The organism is Citrobacter sp. Cb031 (assembly GCF_030336725.1).
GTDB classification, from domain to species: Bacteria; Pseudomonadota; Gammaproteobacteria; order Enterobacterales; family Enterobacteriaceae; genus Citrobacter; species Citrobacter braakii.
The window spans coordinates 43801-60500 of the sequence record NZ_JAOWDA010000022.1 but is presented as its reverse complement, the minus strand read 5'-3'; the positions used below and the strand labels follow the sequence as shown (position 1 = coordinate 60500).

13 protein-coding genes are annotated in these 16700 nt (G+C 53.8%); 3 read left to right on the top strand and 10 right to left on the bottom strand.

Features of this window, described 5'->3' with window-relative positions; all coding sequences use genetic code 11:
• Positions 1-121: 121 nt before the first annotated feature.
• From feoC to greB, 5 genes are all read right to left on the bottom strand, one after another.
• Positions 122-358 (bottom strand): [Fe-S]-dependent transcriptional repressor FeoC, encoded by a 237-nt coding sequence (feoC, locus tag OGV93_RS07710; protein WP_003023516.1) that lies wholly within the window; start codon positions 356-358, stop codon positions 122-124.
• Positions 359-369: 11 nt separating this feature from the next.
• Positions 370-2688 (bottom strand): Fe(2+) transporter permease subunit FeoB, encoded by a 2319-nt coding sequence (gene feoB / locus OGV93_RS07705; RefSeq protein WP_016157644.1) that lies wholly within the window; start codon positions 2686-2688, stop codon positions 370-372.
• A gap of 18 nt (positions 2689-2706) precedes the next feature.
• A complete protein-coding gene (feoA, locus tag OGV93_RS07700) occupies positions 2707-2934 on the bottom strand; it encodes a ferrous iron transporter A (RefSeq protein WP_003023519.1) in 228 nt (75 codons plus the stop codon).
• Positions 2935-3365: 431 nt separating this feature from the next.
• Positions 3366-5699: a Tex family protein gene (locus tag OGV93_RS07695; RefSeq protein ID WP_016154803.1), complete on the bottom strand. Its 2334-nt coding sequence runs from the start codon at positions 5697-5699 to the stop codon at positions 3366-3368.
• A 98-nt stretch (positions 5700-5797) separates the two neighbouring features.
• Positions 5798-6271: a transcription elongation factor GreB gene (greB, locus tag OGV93_RS07690; protein ID WP_016154802.1), complete on the bottom strand. Its 474-nt coding sequence runs from the start codon at positions 6269-6271 to the stop codon at positions 5798-5800.
• Positions 6272-6496: 225 nt separating this feature from the next.
• Here greB and ompR point away from each other — a divergent pair, with 225 nt between their 5' ends.
• Together ompR and envZ are read left to right on the top strand one after the other, a co-directional pair.
• Entirely contained in the window at positions 6497-7216 is a 720-nt protein-coding gene (gene ompR, locus OGV93_RS07685; RefSeq protein WP_001157751.1) for an osmolarity response regulator transcription factor OmpR, read from the top strand.
• Positions 7213-8565, top strand: a complete 1353-nt coding sequence (gene envZ, locus OGV93_RS07680; protein WP_029139732.1) for a two-component system sensor histidine kinase EnvZ — start codon at positions 7213-7215, stop codon at positions 8563-8565. The genes ompR and envZ overlap by 4 nt, the downstream gene beginning before the upstream one ends.
• 74 nt (positions 8566-8639) lie before the next feature.
• Here the strand turns inward: envZ and pckA are convergent, their stop codons facing one another.
• Positions 8640-10262: a phosphoenolpyruvate carboxykinase (ATP) gene (gene pckA, locus OGV93_RS07675; RefSeq protein WP_016154801.1), complete on the bottom strand. Its 1623-nt coding sequence runs from the start codon at positions 10260-10262 to the stop codon at positions 8640-8642.
• Positions 10263-10640: 378 nt separating this feature from the next.
• Here pckA and OGV93_RS07670 point away from each other — a divergent pair, with 378 nt between their 5' ends.
• On the top strand, positions 10641-12359 hold the full coding sequence (locus OGV93_RS07670) for a DUF4153 domain-containing protein (protein WP_103928705.1): 1719 nt from the start codon (positions 10641-10643) through the stop codon (positions 12357-12359).
• A gap of 82 nt (positions 12360-12441) precedes the next feature.
• Here OGV93_RS07670 and hslO read toward each other — a convergent pair whose 3' ends face one another.
• The 4 genes from hslO to igaA form a co-directional block, all read right to left on the bottom strand.
• Positions 12442-13320, bottom strand: coding sequence for an Hsp33 family molecular chaperone HslO (gene hslO / locus OGV93_RS07665; protein ID WP_016157640.1), 879 nt, complete (start codon positions 13318-13320; stop codon positions 12442-12444).
• A 24-nt stretch (positions 13321-13344) separates the two neighbouring features.
• Positions 13345-13746 carry a ribosome-associated heat shock protein Hsp15 gene (gene hslR / locus OGV93_RS07660; RefSeq protein ID WP_016157639.1) on the bottom strand — a complete coding sequence of 134 codons (402 nt, stop codon included), beginning with the start codon at positions 13744-13746 and terminating at the stop codon, positions 13345-13347.
• Positions 13747-13756: 10 nt separating this feature from the next.
• The gene (gene yrfG / locus OGV93_RS07655; RefSeq protein ID WP_016157638.1) at positions 13757-14425 is read right to left on the bottom strand and encodes a GMP/IMP nucleotidase; all 669 of its coding nucleotides are present in this window, start codon (positions 14423-14425) and stop codon (positions 13757-13759) included.
• Positions 14426-14487: 62 nt separating this feature from the next.
• A complete protein-coding gene (gene igaA, locus OGV93_RS07650) occupies positions 14488-16623 on the bottom strand; it encodes an intracellular growth attenuator protein IgaA (RefSeq protein ID WP_287109488.1) in 2136 nt (711 codons plus the stop codon).
• Positions 16624-16700 lie beyond the last annotated feature (77 nt).

The window sequence follows — 16700 nt, the reverse complement described above, 5'->3', positions numbered from 1 at the left end:
AACAGAGACATCTTTGTGGAATCCATTACGCAAAAAGCCGGATATCAGCATAAACGCTTTATCCGGCCAGGACGTTTGCAGTCATTTTTAGACCGGAAGCGTAGCGCCATCCGGCATCGAACTAGCGCAAAGCCCACCACTCGCGCAGGCAGGCTTTACCTTCCGGGCAGCTCTTGCAGCTTCCGGAAAGACACCCGTCGGCATCTTCCTGAATCCGCACCGCTTTGCCCATCTTTTCTAACTGATTCAGCATGGCGTCAATCATGGGCTGCGGGGTGTGCAGCGTGTGGCTAATTTGAGTTGCCTCCATGCGTCCCCGCAAAGCCAATAAATCACGAACCTGAATAAGCGATGCCATTGTCGATAACCTTAGTGGCAGTCGCCAGTGGTGCTGGAACAGCAGGAGCTTGCCGTCCTGTTGGTCGCCAGCAGTGCGAGATCCACGCGACTGCGAGCTCGACGCAGCAGGCCCAGCAACACAATGTTAAACAGGATGACAGCTAAAATGCACACCAGGCTGTAGGTCGGGTGCTCTTTGTAGCTGACCGCCTGATAAAACAGCGTCGACAGAGAGTAGGCGATGTTCAGGCCCCACAGAATCGAGAAGCTCATCCAGCCACGGCTGGATTCACGTGCAATAGCGCCCATTACCGAAATACACGGCACATACAGCAGCACGAAAATCAGGTAGCTGTAAGCGGCGGCAGCACTGCCAAATTTTTCGCCCATCACGCCCATTGCACCCGTAGCCATTTCACCGTCGCCCTTGCTGGCTTCAATAGGGTTAGCCAGTACGCTCAGGCTGAAGGTGTCTTTCAGGCTTTGCCAGGTCTCATCTACCGCGCCGAGCAGCTCGTCACCGAGGTGGAAATCTGCCGGGTTGAACTCTTCTTCCTGAATGTTTTCTGCGGTATAGAGCGTGTTCAGCGTACCGACAACCACTTCTTTCGCCATCGCGCCGGTGAACAGACCTACGGTTGCCTGCCAGTTATCTTCGTGAACGCCAATCGGCTTGAAGACCGGCGTGATTACGCGGCTGACGGAAGCCAGAGCAGAGTCGTTGATGTTGTCGACGATTTTTCCGCTCAGCGAGAAACTGTTAAACGCGCTGAGGAAAATGCTGACGATGATGATGACTTTACCCGCACGCAGAACGAAGCCTTTCAGGCGTTGCCAGGTCTGAATAATCAGACTCTTAATGTGCGGCACGTGGTACACCGGCAGCTCCATCACGAACGGCGTTGCTTCGCCACGCATGATGGTGTGTTTGAGCATCAGACCGGTCAATACCGCCATAACGATGCCCAGTACGTACAGTGAGAAGACCGCCAGCGCACCGTTCTGACCAAAGAACGCTGCGGCAAAGACGGCGAAAATCGCCAGGCGAGCGCCACAAGACATAAACGGCGCCATCATGATGGTCATCAGACGTTCACGCGGGGCGTCCAGCGTACGTGCGCCCATCACCGACGGTACGTTACAGCCAAAGCCGACGATCAGCGGGACAAACGATTTGCCCGGCAGCCCCAGCGCCTGCATCAGACGGTCCATTACAAACGCGGCGCGCGCCATGTAACCGGAGTCTTCAAGGAAGGAGAGGAACAGGTACATCATGCCGATTTGCGGTACCAGTGGCAGCACGGTGTTAATCCCGCCGCCAAGACCTTGCGCCAAAAATATAGTGAGCCAGTCCGGGAAGTGCAGCGTGTAGCCAATCCACTGAATACCATGGATAAAGAGCGCTACGGAGCCGACGTCAAACAACGGTTGCAGCGCGCCGCCAATGTTGATGGCGAGCAGGAACATCAGGTACATCACGAACAGGAAAATCGGCAGCCCGAGGAAGCGGTTGAGGACGATTTTATCTACTGCGGTGGTGAAGCGGCTCGGCTCTGCCGTCAGGGTGTTGCTGACGGTATCGCAGATAGCGGCAATGCACTGATAGCGCGCATCGGCGATATGCAGTGCCGGATCGTCCATTGTCTCGCTCAGACGTGCAATGGCGGCATCAAGGTTTTGCGCGGCATCACCCGCGTAGGCCCTGCTGTAGATATCACCTTCCAGCATCTGCAGGCCCAGCCAGCGGCGCTGTTTTAACGGCATATCTTTGGCCATCGCATCGGCGAGGGAATCCGCTTCCTGCAGCAGCGGCTGGGCATAATGAACCAGCTCGACGGTGTCGTTTTCTTTGTAGCGATCGATCGCCAGTTTCAGCGCTTCAATGCCGCGGGCGCGGGTGGATACCAGCGGAACCACCGGGCAGCCAAGGCGAGCGGAGAGGGCATCGATATCGATACGGATTTGCTGCTTCTCGGCAATATCCAGCATATTCAACGCGACGATGCAGGGGATGCCCAGCTCAAGCAGTTGCAACGTCAGGTAGAGGTTGCGTTCAAGGTTTGAAGCATCGACCACGTTGATCAAGAGATCCGCGTCGCCGCTTAAAATATAGTGACAGGCGATCTGCTCATCGAGAGAGGTCTGGGATGAGATTGTCGTCAGAGAATAGGTGCCGGGTAAATCAACCAGCGTGACTTGGTGGTCCGTCGTTGCGAAATGACCTTCTTTACGCTCAACGGTAACGCCAGCCCAGTTGCCTACACGCTGGCGTGCGCCGGTAAGCTGGTTGAATAAAGTAGTCTTGCCGGAATTAGGATTGCCAATTAAACCAATGGTTAGTTTTTTCATTTTTATAGACTCACTGTATTAACAGGAAACCGCTTCCACTTCTAATAACGCCAGATCTTTCTTACGCAATACCAGACTTACGCGACGCGTTTCGATATGGATAGGATCGCCGAGTGGGGCGACGCGTACCACGTTGAAAGAGGAGCCGGGTAGCATGCCAAGTGACAACAGTTTCTGACGATAAGCCGGGCTGATTTCACGGGCAAAACCGGTAATTTTCCACGCACTGTCAGGAGTGAATTGCATAGGGACCTACTTATATCTCGCTAACTGGATGATTACCTCATGGGGCGGCAAGGCGGCATGAGGCCAGATGATTAGCCAACGTAAGGAAAGAGTAAATAATCAACAGATCAATGATAATGAGAATGGTTTCTATCATCAATAGAATAAATGTGACGGAATGTACAATTGGATAATAATTTGCGCCAATTTTGATATTCCTCAATATTTATTCTGGTTGAGAACGAATGATTCACGGAAATAATTAGTGAGGATCTTAATGTTTAATTAAGGTTTCATCTGTTAATGAAGTGATAAATATATGGCGGTAGAAAGCGGGAAATAGACTAAATATGCCGGATGGCGATGCTCACGCGTGTTATCCGGCTTACAAATTAATTGCGACAAGTCAGCCGGATAAGGAGGTTATCCCCCCATCCGGCACAAAAGTCACACTAGCGTTTTTTACCCATTGCCGCCGCCAGCGCATCCATCATGGCGCTGTTACCCGCAGGCTGTGCGTCACGACCACGAGGTTTCGCGGCTTTTGGCGCCGGGCGATTGCTTTGAGTACGATCGTTATTCCCGCCGCCGCGACGCGCATTGGTTTCACCCGGCTGCTCGTCCAGACGCATGGTCAGTGCGATACGCTTACGTTGCAGGTCAACTTCCAGCACTTTCACTTTCACAATGTCGCCCGCTTTCACCACGGTGTGTGGATCTTCGACGAACTTATTCGACAATGAAGAGATATGCACCAGACCATCCTGATGAACGCCAATATCAACAAACGCGCCGAAGTTCGTGACGTTAGTGACTGCCCCTTCCAGAATCATTCCCGGCAGCAGATCGTTCATGGTTTCTACGCCATCAGCAAACTGCGCGGTTTTAAATTCAGGACGCGGGTCGCGGCCCGGTTTTTCCAGCTCTTTGATGATGTCGGTGACGGTCGGCACCCCGAAGCGTTCGTCGGTAAAATCGGCTGCTTTCAGATTGCGTAGTTCGTTGCTGTTGCCCATCAGGTCACGCAGCGATTGCTCGGTTGCGGCCAGAATGCGTTCCACAATCGGATAAGCTTCCGGGTGAACGGTAGAAGCATCCAGTGGGTTATCGCCATGGTTGATACGCAGGAAGCCCGCGCACTGTTCAAAGGCTTTTGGCCCCAGGCGGCTAACTTTTAGCAGTTGCTGACGGTTCTGAAACTGACCGTTCTCATCGCGCCAGGCGACGATGTTTTGCGCCATCATGCGCGTCAGGCCAGCAACGCGGGTCAGCAGCGGCACGGAAGCGGTATTCAGATCGACGCCGACGGCATTCACGCAGTCTTCCACCACCGCATCCAGCTTGCGCGCCAGCTGCGTCTGGCTTACATCGTGCTGATACTGGCCCACGCCGATAGATTTCGGATCGATTTTCACCAGCTCCGCCAGCGGATCCTGCAAACGACGGGCGATAGACACCGCGCCACGCAGCGAAACATCGAGATCCGGGAACTCCAGCGCCGCCAGTTCGGAAGCAGAGTAAACCGATGCCCCGGCTTCGCTGACGATCACCTTCTGCGCGGTCACTTTCGGGAATTGTTTCTGCACGTCGAGGAAGAAACGCTCGGTTTCGCGCGACGCCGTACCGTTACCAATCGCGACCAGCTCAACGTTGTATTTTTCACACAACGCCGCCACGGCAACGGCGGCTTTGGCTGCCTGGCCGGTATGCGGATAAATAGTGTCGGTCGCGACCAGCTTGCCGGTACCGTCAACCACCGCCACTTTTACGCCGGTACGCAGTCCCGGATCGAGACCCATTGTGGCGCGCAGCCCGGCCGGGGCGGCCATCAGCAGGTCATGCAGGTTACGGGCAAAGACGTTGATCGCTTCATCTTCTGCACGTTCACGCACGGTACCCATCAGCTCAGTTTCAAGGTGCATCAGCACTTTGATGCGCCACGTCCAGCTAACAACACCTTTACGCCAGCTGTCAGCGGGGGCGTTGTTCAGGCGCAGTCCCAGGTGATCCTGGATAATCTGCTCGCCATGGCTCTCTTTTGGCGGCTCATCGAATTGCGGATCGGCATTTAGTGAAAGCTGCAACACGCCTTCGTTACGACCACGGAACATGGCCAGCGCACGGTGGGATGGAACGGTAGAAATAGGTTCGTGGTGATCGAAGTAATCGCGGAACTTAGCGCCTTCCTCTTCTTTGCCACTAACCACGGCGGCAACCAGATGGGCGTTTTTCCACAAATAATCACGCACTTTTGCCAGCAGCGCAGCGTCTTCGGCGAAGCGCTCCATCAGAATGTAGCGTGCGCCATCGAGGGCGGCTTTGGTATCGGCCACGCCGTTTTCGGCGTTGAGATATTTTGCAGCTTCGGTTTCCGGGTCATGGGACGGTTCGTTCCACAGCAGATCTGCCAGCGGCTCCAGTCCGGCCTCAATGGCTATCTGCCCACGGGTGCGGCGCTTAGGTTTGTACGGCAGATAGAGATCTTCGAGTTCGGTCTTACTTAACGTGCCGTTGATCGCGTTCGCCAGATCGTCGGTCAGTTTGCCTTGCTCGCCGATAGATTTCAGGATTGCCTGACGGCGGTCTTCCAGTTCACGCAGATATCCCAGACGGGTCTCCAGATTACGCAGTTGCGTATCGTCCAGACCGCCGGTGATTTCCTTACGATAACGTGCGATAAACGGCACGGTGTTCCCTTCGTCAAGCAGGCGAACGGCAGCTTCTACCTGTTCAGCACGAGCCTGAATTTCACCTGCGATAATGCGGCAGAAAGAATCATTCATCATGGATAGCTTCGTCTATAGGATAAAAAATCAGGGGATAGTTATACGGATTGACTGGCAAAAATGCCAGTCATCTACCGGGGCTTCGGATTGTTCCGGTCTCACTTAACATATTCAATTTCGTTCACGTACCAGCTGGCTTCACCACCAGGGGTGTTGACTATCGCGAGATCGCCGACCTCTTTTTTCAGCAGCGCCCGCGCCATCGGTGAGTCGATAGAAATGTAATCTTTACGACCGAAGATCTCATCGTAGCCGACAATACGGAATTTACGGATGTCGCCATCGTCATTTTCAATCTCGACCCACGCGCCAAAGAAGACTTTGCCCTCTTGCTGCGGGGAGTAATCGACGATTTTCAAATTCTCCATGCACTTGGTCAAATAACGGACACGGCGGTCGATCTCACGCAGACGCTTTTTATTATACTGGTAGTCGGCATTTTCGCTGCGGTCACCCAGACTTGCGGCCCAGGTAACCTTTTTAGTGACTTCCGGGCGCTCTTCACGCCAGAGGTAATTCAGCTCTTGTTTGAGTTTTTCATACCCTTCGCGGGTTATCAGGGGCGTTTTCATCTTATTGTTTTACCTTCGACTCTGTGATGATGCGCACAATTAGTATTACGCGAGCATATCAACAGAATAAATAATGTATTGCGAGAAACATTGTATACTTAAGCTGCTGTTTAATATGCTTTGTAACAATTTAGCCTGGAATTCATACCAGAATTCGCTGGTGACTCACGTTAGCTTTCTTAAGAATATACACTTAATTGTTGCGAACCTTTGGGAGTAATAACAATGCAAGAGAACTATAAGATTCTGGTGGTCGATGACGACATGCGCTTGCGTGCGCTTCTGGAGCGTTATCTGACCGAGCAGGGCTTCCAGGTTCGAAGCGTCGCTAACGCTGAGCAGATGGATCGTCTGCTGACCCGTGAGTCCTTTCACCTGATGGTGCTGGATTTAATGCTGCCGGGAGAAGATGGCCTGTCTATTTGCCGTCGCCTGCGCAGTCAAAGCAACCCGATGCCGATCATTATGGTCACGGCGAAGGGTGAAGAAGTCGATCGTATCGTTGGGCTGGAAATCGGCGCTGACGATTACATTCCGAAACCGTTTAACCCGCGAGAACTGCTGGCCCGTATTCGCGCTGTACTCCGTCGTCAGGCGAACGAACTGCCGGGCGCGCCTTCTCAGGAAGAAGCGGTCATTGCTTTTGGTAAGTTTAAACTGAACCTCGGTACGCGTGAAATGTTCCGTGAAGATGAGCCAATGCCGCTCACCAGTGGGGAATTTGCGGTACTGAAAGCGCTGGTAAGCCACCCGCGCGAGCCGCTGTCCCGCGATAAGCTGATGAACCTGGCCCGTGGTCGTGAATATTCGGCGATGGAGCGTTCTATCGATGTCCAGATTTCTCGTCTGCGCCGTATGGTGGAAGAGGACCCGGCGCATCCGCGTTACATTCAGACCGTGTGGGGTCTCGGCTACGTCTTTGTTCCGGACGGTTCTAAAGCATGAGGCGAATGCGCTTCTCGCCACGAAGTTCGTTTGCCCGCACGTTATTGCTCATCGTCACCTTGCTGTTTGCCAGCCTGGTGACGACTTACCTGGTAGTGCTGAACTTCGCGATACTGCCGAGCCTCCAGCAGTTTAATAAGGTCCTGGCCTACGAAGTTCGTATGCTGATGACCGATAAACTGCAGCTGGAGGACGGTACGCAACTGGTGGTGCCGCCCGCATTCCGCCGGGAAATTTATCGTGAGCTGGGTATTTCCCTCTATTCCAACGAGGCCGCTGAAGAAGCTGGACTGCGTTGGGCGCAACACTATGAATTCTTAAGCCATCAGATGGCGCAGCAACTGGGCGGTCCGACGGAAGTCCGCGTTGAGGTGAACAAAAGCTCGCCGGTCGTATGGCTGAAAACCTGGCTGTCGCCCAATATCTGGGTACGCGTGCCGCTGACGGAGATCCATCAGGGCGATTTCTCACCGCTGTTCCGCTACACGCTGGCGATTATGCTGTTGGCTATCGGTGGCGCGTGGCTGTTTATCCGTATCCAGAACCGGCCTCTGGTGGATCTTGAACATGCGGCGCTGCAGGTGGGGAAAGGTATTATTCCGCCGCCGCTGCGTGAGTATGGCGCTTCAGAGGTGCGCTCCGTTACCCGAGCCTTTAACCATATGGCCGCGGGGGTGAAGCAACTGGCCGATGACCGTACGCTGTTAATGGCGGGCGTGAGCCACGATTTACGTACTCCGCTGACGCGTATTCGTCTGGCGACCGAAATGATGGGCGAAGAGGATGGTTATCTCGCGGAATCCATCAATAAGGACATCGAAGAGTGTAATGCCATTATCGAGCAGTTTATCGATTATCTGCGTACCGGTCAGGAGATGCCGATGGAGATGGCGGATCTGAACTCGGTGTTAGGCGAAGTGGTCGCAGCGGAAAGCGGCTATGAACGTGAAATCGAAACTGCGCTGCTGCCGGGTAGCATTCAGGTGAAAATGCACCCGCTGTCGATCAAGCGTGCGGTTGCCAATATGGTGGTTAACGCCGCCCGTTACGGCAACGGCTGGATTAAGGTCAGCAGCGGTACGGAGACGCATCGCGCCTGGTTCCAGGTAGAAGATGATGGTCCGGGCATCAAGCCGGAGCAGCGTAAACACCTGTTCCAGCCGTTTGTCCGCGGCGACAGCGCGCGTAGTACCAGCGGCACGGGCCTGGGTCTGGCGATTGTGCAGCGTATTATCGATAACCATAACGGTATGCTGGAAATTGGCACCAGTGAACGAGGAGGGTTGTCGATCCGCGCCTGGCTTCCGGTTCCCTTCACTCGCGCGCAGGGCATCACGAAAGACGCATAAGAAAGGGAGGCGAAATGCCTCCCTTTTTGTTGCTGTAGGCCGGATAAGGCGAAACCGCCATACGGCACTCTTCGTTACAGCTTCGGTCCGGCGCTAACCAGCGCTTCACCCGCAGGGGTATCGGTGTATTTCTCGAAGTTCTCTATAAACAGTTTCGCCAGTGCGTTGGCTTTTTCCTGCCACTGCTCCGGAGAAGCATAGGTATTACGCGGATCGAGAATGCGAGTATCCACGCCCGGCAGCTCGGTTGGGATAGCCAGGTCAAACATCGGCAGACGGAACGTTTCTGCGTCATCCAGCGAACCGTTCAGGATAGCGTCGATAATCGCGCGAGTATCTTTGATAGAGATACGCTTGCCGGTACCGTTCCAGCCGGTGTTAACCAGATATGCCTGCGCACCTGCCGCCTGCATACGTTTCACCAGTACTTCTGCGTACTGCGTTGGGTGCAGTGACAGGAATGCTGCGCCAAAGCAGGCTGAGAAGGTTGGGGTCGGTTCGGTGACGCCACGTTCGGTACCGGCCAGTTTGGCGGTGAAGCCAGACAGGAAGTGGTACTGGGTTTGGTCTGCCGTCAGACGAGAGACCGGCGGCAGCACGCCAAACGCGTCGGCGGTCAGGAAGATCACTTTGGTGGCGTGACCCGCTTTTGACACCGGCTTAACGATGTTATCGATGTGATAAATCGGGTAGGACACGCGGGTGTTTTCGGTTTTGGAACCGTCGTCGAAGTCGATGGAACCATCTGCGCGCACGGTGACGTTTTCCAGCAGCGCGTCACGACGGATTGCGTTGTAGATTTCCGGCTCGGCATCTTTAGACAGTTTGATGGTCTTCGCGTAGCAACCGCCTTCAAAGTTAAACACGCCGTCGTCATCCCAGCCGTGTTCGTCATCGCCAATCAGGCGGCGTTTCGGATCGGTGGACAGCGTTGTTTTTCCTGTACCGGACAGGCCAAAGAAGACTGCCACATCACCTTTTTCCCCGACGTTTGCCGAGCAGTGCATGGAGGCAATGCCTTTCAGCGGCAGCAGGTAGTTCATTACGGAGAACATACCTTTCTTCATTTCGCCGCCGTACCAGGTGCCACCAATCAACTGGATACGCTCAGTCAGATTGAAAGCCACGAAGTTTTCGGAGTTCAGACCCTGCTCTTTCCACTGCGGGTTAGTGCATTTAGCGCCGTTCATCACGATGAAATCAGGTTTGAAATCAACCAGCTCTTCGTCGCTTGGGCGGATGAACATGTTTTTAACAAAATGCGCCTGCCAGGCTACTTCGGTAATGAAGCGTACGGAAAGGCGGGTATCGGCGTTAGCGCCGCAGAATGCATCAATGATAAACAGACGCTTGCCGGAAAGCTGCTGGGTGACTAATCCTTTCAGATGCTGCCAGGTTTCCGGGGAGAGCGGTTTGTTGTCGTTCTTACCTTTACCTTTGTCGGACCACCAGAGCGTGTCGCGCGTGGTGTCGTCACGGACAATATACTTATCCTTTGGCGAACGTCCGGTAAAGATACCGGTATCAACGGCAACGGCGCCCAGGTTTGTTAACACGCCACGCTCATAACCTTCCAGGTTTGGATCAAGTTCCTCCTGGAAAAGCGTGTCGTAGTCTGGATTGTAAACGATATCCTGAACGTCATTGATACCATAAGCCTTGAGATCTTGCGGGGTTAAACTGTTGTTCACACGCATTTCACTGCTCCTTAGCCAATATGTATTACCTGGAATAGTAAGGTTTTTTAGGGATTGCTAACCGCGACAAGGCTCATAGATTTACGCATCCGGGAAAATCACGGATAACCGAATGCGCTGCGACTCCTGTCACAAAGAGGCGGATATTATGGCAGGAAACCCTTTTTTGTTGTGGAAAATGTTCTTAAAACGTTAATAGAGAGTGTTTTTGGCGGGAAACTTGTGAGTGTAATCGCATTCACGTAAGAAAATAACGTAACTCATACATAAACAATATCGATTCACTTCCCGCCGCAGTGGTCCGGGATCGGCCTATCAATGCTCAAAATTGTGAAGTTGATGCGATAATTACCTTTTCTCTTCATTCTGGGTGACGACATGGATAGTGTTGAACTTTCACGTACTACTCGCTGGGGCATGATATCTATCGGCCTGTTACAGGGGATATTGTGCTACCTGCTGATGACATATCTGGTGCCGCATAATGACGGCTGGCTGTTCTATGGCATGCCCGCGACAATTGCTCTCTCCTCGGCGCTTTTACTCACCGTTGTCTCTTTCAAACAACGTGCGCTGTGGTACTGGATGGCGCTGATCTTTGTTGTCGTGCTGGCGATGAGCGTCTGGCTAAAGTGGCAAGTCGAGGGCAGCGATAAGTGGCGGCAAAATGATATTTTTATGTTGTACGGCTGGCGCTTACTGCTGATGGCGATGCTGGCATTGCCATGGATTCAGTACTCGCTCCACGCATCCCGCCAGCAGGCGCGCTATGCGCAGTTTTATACGAGTTTGTGGCTTAATGCGCTGACGTTACTGATTGTCTTTGTCGCCAACGGTTTGTTCTGGATGGTGCTCCTGCTATGGAGCGAGATGTTTAAGCTCGTTGGTATTACCTTCTTCGACACGCTTTTCTTTGATACCGACTGGTTTGGCTACGTGGCCTTTGGCCTGGTTACCGCACTGGCGGTGGTACTGACCCGCACGCAGTCGCGTCTGGTTGCGGCGGTCCAAAAGTTACTGACTTTGATCGCCACCGGTCTGTTACCCCTGGTCGCGCTGCTGGCGCTGATGTTTGTGCTGACCTTGCCCTTCACCGGCCTGGAGGCTATCTCGCAGCGGGTATCTGCGGCTGGGTTGATGTCAACGCTGGCGCTGCTCCTGCTGTTGTTGATGGCTATCGTTCGCGAGCCGCAGAAAGAGGCGCTTCCCTATCCAGCCGCGTTACGCTACCTGATCAAATGCGCCCTGGTTGTCGCGCCCATCTATATGCTGATTGCCGGTTGGTCACTGTGGGTGCGAATTCAACAGTACGGTTGGACGCCCGAGCGTTTATATGGCGTGCTGGTGGTCTGTGTGCTGCTGCTCTGGTCGTTTGGCTATCTGGCGAGTATTTTACGCCGTGGGCGCAATTCGCTTGAGCTTCAGGGGAAGGTGATTCTTTGCGTGTCGTTGCTGGCGTTGGGGCTGTTGATTTTGCTGTCGTCGCCGGTTATTGATGCCTGGCGCATCAGCGTCAACAGCCATATGGGGCTGTATCATAGCGGCAAAATTAAGCCGGATCAGGTCAGCCTGTATATGTTGGGTAATAGCGGAAAACCGGGACGTGCGGCGTTGGAGGCATTACAAAAAGATGCGGCGTTTAACCAAGACAGTAAGCGTCGGCGCGACTTAAATTCTCTGCTGCAAGGACGTCGCGATCCCATGCAGAACCTGACTATCACTCAACTAGCGCCGAAAGTGATGATAGCTCCGGGTAGCAGGCAACCCGATGAGACCTTCTGGGCGTTTGTCAAAGGGCAGAGCTACCGCATTACATCCTGCGTTGAGCAGGATGCATGCGTCCTGGTCGATCAGGACCTCAATGCTGATGGTAAGCCTGAGCAGGTGCTGTATGCTTTTGGCGATGGTGAGAGTCTGGTCTTTGCCAGGAAAGAGGATAAATGGGAACTCATCGCATCAGGTCAGCTACCTGCAGGATTCAATAAGGATAAACTGCTGCAGGCGGTGGCGAATCATCAACTGAATTCAGCCCCCAGAGTTTGGCGTGATATCACCATTGGTGGCACCCGATTGCCGATGAATTATTACAACGAGTGAGCGTGTTGCAGATAGCGTTTTGATGGATGGCGGTGCGAACGCCTATCCGGTCGACGATAGTGGGCCGGATAGGCAGTGGTGATTAATGTACCTGCGGGTCCGCCGGGGAAGCGTTGCTGCGGATCTCAGCAATGTCCATGGCGTTAAACAGATAGTGGCTCCCGCAGTAATCGCAGTGCATATCGATCTCGCCTTCTTCCGCCAGAATGCTGTCCACTTCTTCGTCCGGCAGCGTTTTCAGTGCGCCAGCGCAGCGTTCGCGTGAACAGGTGCATTTGAACTCAACGTCCTGCGGATCGTAGAGAGTAACCTCTTCTTCGTGGTACAAGCGCCACAGCACTTCGTTGGCCGGGAGCGTTAACAGCTCTTCAGTTTTGATGGTTTCGGTCAGGGCTGTCAGGTGATCGAAATCATCTGCCTGCGCGTTTTGCGCCGGCATTACCTGCAGAAGCATCCCGCCAGCAGCGGGTTTGCCATCGACGTCGCCAGTACGGATAAACAGACGTGTCGGCAACTGTTCAGAACGCATGAAGTAATCTTCCAGACAGGCGGCCAGCGTGTCGCCTTCCAGACCAACCACGCCCTGATAGCGCTCCCCTTCTTCTGGGGTAATGGTGATCACCAGGTAGCCGTTGCCTACCAGCGTTTTAAGATCAGCGCCTTCAGGGATATCGCCCTGCATACGGGCCACGCCGCGCATCTGCTGATTGTTGTTGCCGTTAATGACGGCCAGGCTCAGCGGACCATCGCCCTGCAGCTGTACGGTGATATCACCGGCAAACTTCAGCGTGGCGGTGAGCAGGCTGGTGGCGACCAGCAGTTCAGCCAGTACGTTCTTGACCGGCTGCGGGTAAGTATGATTTTCGAGGATCTGTTGCAGGGTTTCCGAAACGGTCACCAGCTCGCCGCGCACGGCAAAGTTTTCAAACAGATAACGATGTAATTGGTCATGTTGCGGCATAATCATCTCTCTTGCAGGTGACAGTCACTCGCTGTCGCCATGTTTAAATCGTAACAGGTCGCGGCGCTCTTTCTTGTCCGGTCGCCTGTCCGGGTGCGGCATGGTTAACGCGTTAAGTTTACGCGCCAGCGCCACTTTTTCGCGTTTTTCTACGCTTTCCGCGGTTTCTTCATACAGCGTAACGGCTTCCGTGGCCGGGCGACGCTGCTCGGTAATAGCCTTGATAATGACCGTTCGCTCGTCATTTCCCTGGCGCAGGGTGAGGGTGGCGTTCAGCTCGACAATCTTGCTCGGTTTGCTGCGCTGGCCGTTGTAATGCACCTTACCGCCTTCAACCATTTCGCGGGCTAGCGCACGCGTTTTGTAAAAGCGCGCAGCCCACAGCCATTTATCCAGCCTGACTTCAGCAGAGGGCTTTTCTTTCATGGCGTCTCCTTCACATCAGTGAGGGGATCAGTCGGCGGTAGTCATTCAGTGACGGATGGCGTGCGTACTGTTTTTCCGCGATGCCTGAGTCGGGATTGGTCACGCCGAGGCAGTAACGAATACCGTACAGAGCAGCGGCGTCGAGAATGGGTTCGCTGTCATCAATAAACAGCGTCTTCTCTGCACTCATTCCCGTTTCTTCAGCCACAGCGTGCCATAACCGCTGATCCTCTTTGGGATAACCAAATGTGTGGGTGGAAAGTAATAAATCAAGGTGTGAGGCCAGACCGGTATGCTCCAGCTTCACCGCCAGGTTATGGGGATGCGCGTTGGTGAGCAAAATACGGCGCTTGCCGCTGGCTTTTAAGGCATCAAGAAACGGTACGGTATCTTCACGCAAAACGGCGCGCGGTCCCTGTTCCGTTGTCATGGCGCAAATATCAAGATCCAGGCATTCGCTCCAGTAATCCAGGCAGTACCAGTTTAGCGTATGCTGCACGGCATGATACTGCTGACGAATATAGTCCTGGGCTTCCTGGGGAGAGATACCCTGTTTCGCGCCATAGGTTTCCGGCACCAGTTTTTGCCAGAAATAGTTATCGAATGCCAGGTCGAGCAGCGTGCCGTCCATATCTAACAACACGGTATCGACATCCTGCCAGGCAATATTGATCTGCATGGAAACTCCCCAGAAGAAAACATGATGCGCGACAGGGTAGCATATCCTGTCGCGCGAGCGTGTTATCGAATCAGGCTTTCCGGGTTGTCAATCAGCGTTGGATTCAGGCAACTTTCGTAGTAGCTCTGAATTTCCGTGATGCGGGAGCGGTGACGCTGGTAGCGTCTGAAGGCCTGTATGCTGTTGTAGACAGCGCATCCGAGCATGGTGAACATCAGCAGCGTCGTGCCAAGGTAACGCCATAATCCTGAACGATCCGGGATACGGTGCAGGCCAATGTGCTGGGTGCCATTGGCGTCGGTCGAAATATTGGTGACGATCCCCTCCGCGCGAAACGGCGTCTGCATCAGCATCTGCGCCAGACGCTGGAAGGCGTTCCACTGTTCCTGTGGGGGATAGTCATATAGCGAGGTTGTCGGCCACGGCTGATCGACCAGATCGCTGCCTTCGTCGCTGATAATCAGGAAACCGCCAGGGGCTGGGCTATTCAGCGTCTGGGCCGCTCGCGCAGTCTCGCGTGAAATAAACGGCGCCGTAGAGGTATTCACCAGATTATCCAACGACTCCGCGCTTACCGGACGCAGCAGCACGTTCACGCCATCCAGTTTGCCTGCGTTCGCCCGTTTCACAAGCGCTGTCCAGTCTTTACTGTTACCAAGGTTAACCAGTGCATTTTTTAAACGTACACATTCATCTTTGGCCGCGCACAGATCGGCCGTTTTCAGGACAATCTCGCCAAAATCGTCCAGTAACACCATTCCGGACTTTTGAATTGCCGAGCGTAACGATGCGCTGACGCGAGAGTCATCATCCGCTTTGGGGTGCAGTTGGCGGTTTACCGCCTGCGTGAGCGCGGTGGCTTTATTCACCAGATCGGACTCAGGCAGCGGTAATGCGCGCGCGTCATTCCAGATAATTTGCGTGCAATCGAAAGGCATAAACGGCGCGGAAGGCTGCGCATTCCAGCTCCCCTGGGTATGAATGTTACACATACCCGTACCGCTCAGATGCAGCGTGTCACCCACGCGAACGCCCGCGTTTTCAAGCTGTTTAACGCTGGTGGCTTCGATAGTTTGTGCGCCCTTCATCCAGGAAAGCGTAAGCTTTATCGGCATATCCAGCGGGATCCAAAACAGCAGCATCAGCAGCACCAGCAACGAGCCGCCCGCGATGACGGCGTTGCGCAGCCAGTGCTGTAACGGGAAGTTTTTGACTTCGTCATGCAGCGATAAAAAACGCCCCTGGCGTACAACGTGGCGATCGAGATAAATATCAATATCCGTTTGCTGGCCAAGATCTTGTGCGATGTAAGGCTGCCAGTGCGGTGGATAAATCAGATCAATAATACCTAGCGAGATATTATTAATTTGCTCTTGGTCGTTTTCGCCAAACAGCCCCCAGCGACGCGGCGTACCGCGCAAACAATGAATTTCCCGCAGGGCGGTTTTAGACGGTGGGGCAAACAGCCCCCACAGACCCGCAGCCAGTAGCAGCACCGCGCCACCAACTGTCCACGGAACAAACGTATCCGGGATTATCAAACAGAAAAAGAACAGCAGGAACGATGCAGCAATCAGTAACGCCTCGCGCAATCCCGACGGGCGGCTGAGCGCATATTCTTCATGGGTTTCCTGGCGAATATTCAGCAGTTCAATCTGCTCGCTTTCTTCACCGCGAATGGACGCCTGGGTAGAAGCGGTGTGCTGTAACGCATAGCCACGCGCTTCCTGCATATATTCCTGCAGCGTATGGCCGTTCAGGGAGATAACCAGCGGTATCGTATTGGTGTGGATTAGCTCAACGCTGTTTTCGTCATTGATGTATTGTTCCCAGAAAGGGGGAAGATGTACCTCAACGGAATCAAGATAGTAACGCCATTTGTTAGGATCGTCGGTAGTAATGCCGTAACGTGTAATCGCGTGCGTAAGTACGATGACGCTATTACTTTGGGCATTCAGCGTTAATAACACGGGCGCGGAGCTGGCGCCCGTTGGACCAGGTACCTGCTGAATTTGACTAAGGCTTTCGAGATAGTTTTCGACTGCACTGCGCTCTTCAGGCGTGAGTTTACGCTTCGAGGCGTCTGAGAAGACGTTGCTCAAGGGTAAATTTTTCCGTCTGGATTTCGTTCTGAGTAGCCATCCTGCAAGCAATGAGCAGGCCAGCAAAGCAGCTAAAAAAATCAGAATGGTGCTCATGCTTTCCCCATCTTACTTAGTCTGTCAGGCGTGGTCAGTCGCACCCTGTTCAATATTCGTGATTCTGTGGTTGGCTA

What these genes read in the sequence shown, in the direction of transcription:
- envZ (WP_029139732.1), top strand. Translation starts at nt 7,213, where the DNA reads ATGAGGCGAATGCGCTTCTCGCCACGAAGTTCGTTTGCCCGCACGTTA.
- OGV93_RS07695 (WP_016154803.1), bottom strand. Translation starts at nt 5,699, where the DNA reads ATGATGAATGATTCTTTCTGCCGCATTATCGCAGGTGAAATTCAGGCT.
- feoB (WP_016157644.1), bottom strand. Translation starts at nt 2,688, where the DNA reads ATGAAAAAACTAACCATTGGTTTAATTGGCAATCCTAATTCCGGCAAG.
- hslR (WP_016157639.1), bottom strand. Translation starts at nt 13,746, where the DNA reads ATGAAAGAAAAGCCCTCTGCTGAAGTCAGGCTGGATAAATGGCTGTGG.
- pckA (WP_016154801.1), bottom strand. Translation starts at nt 10,262, where the DNA reads ATGCGTGTGAACAACAGTTTAACCCCGCAAGATCTCAAGGCTTATGGT.
- feoC (WP_003023516.1), bottom strand. Translation starts at nt 358, where the DNA reads ATGGCATCGCTTATTCAGGTTCGTGATTTATTGGCTTTGCGGGGACGC.
- igaA (WP_287109488.1), bottom strand. Translation starts at nt 16,623, where the DNA reads ATGAGCACCATTCTGATTTTTTTAGCTGCTTTGCTGGCCTGCTCATTG.
- yrfG (WP_016157638.1), bottom strand. Translation starts at nt 14,425, where the DNA reads ATGCAGATCAATATTGCCTGGCAGGATGTCGATACCGTGTTGTTAGAT.
- ompR (WP_001157751.1), top strand. Translation starts at nt 6,497, where the DNA reads ATGCAAGAGAACTATAAGATTCTGGTGGTCGATGACGACATGCGCTTG.
- feoA (WP_003023519.1), bottom strand. Translation starts at nt 2,934, where the DNA reads ATGCAATTCACTCCTGACAGTGCGTGGAAAATTACCGGTTTTGCCCGT.
- OGV93_RS07670 (WP_103928705.1), top strand. Translation starts at nt 10,641, where the DNA reads ATGGATAGTGTTGAACTTTCACGTACTACTCGCTGGGGCATGATATCT.
- greB (WP_016154802.1), bottom strand. Translation starts at nt 6,271, where the DNA reads ATGAAAACGCCCCTGATAACCCGCGAAGGGTATGAAAAACTCAAACAA.
- hslO (WP_016157640.1), bottom strand. Translation starts at nt 13,320, where the DNA reads ATGCCGCAACATGACCAATTACATCGTTATCTGTTTGAAAACTTTGCC.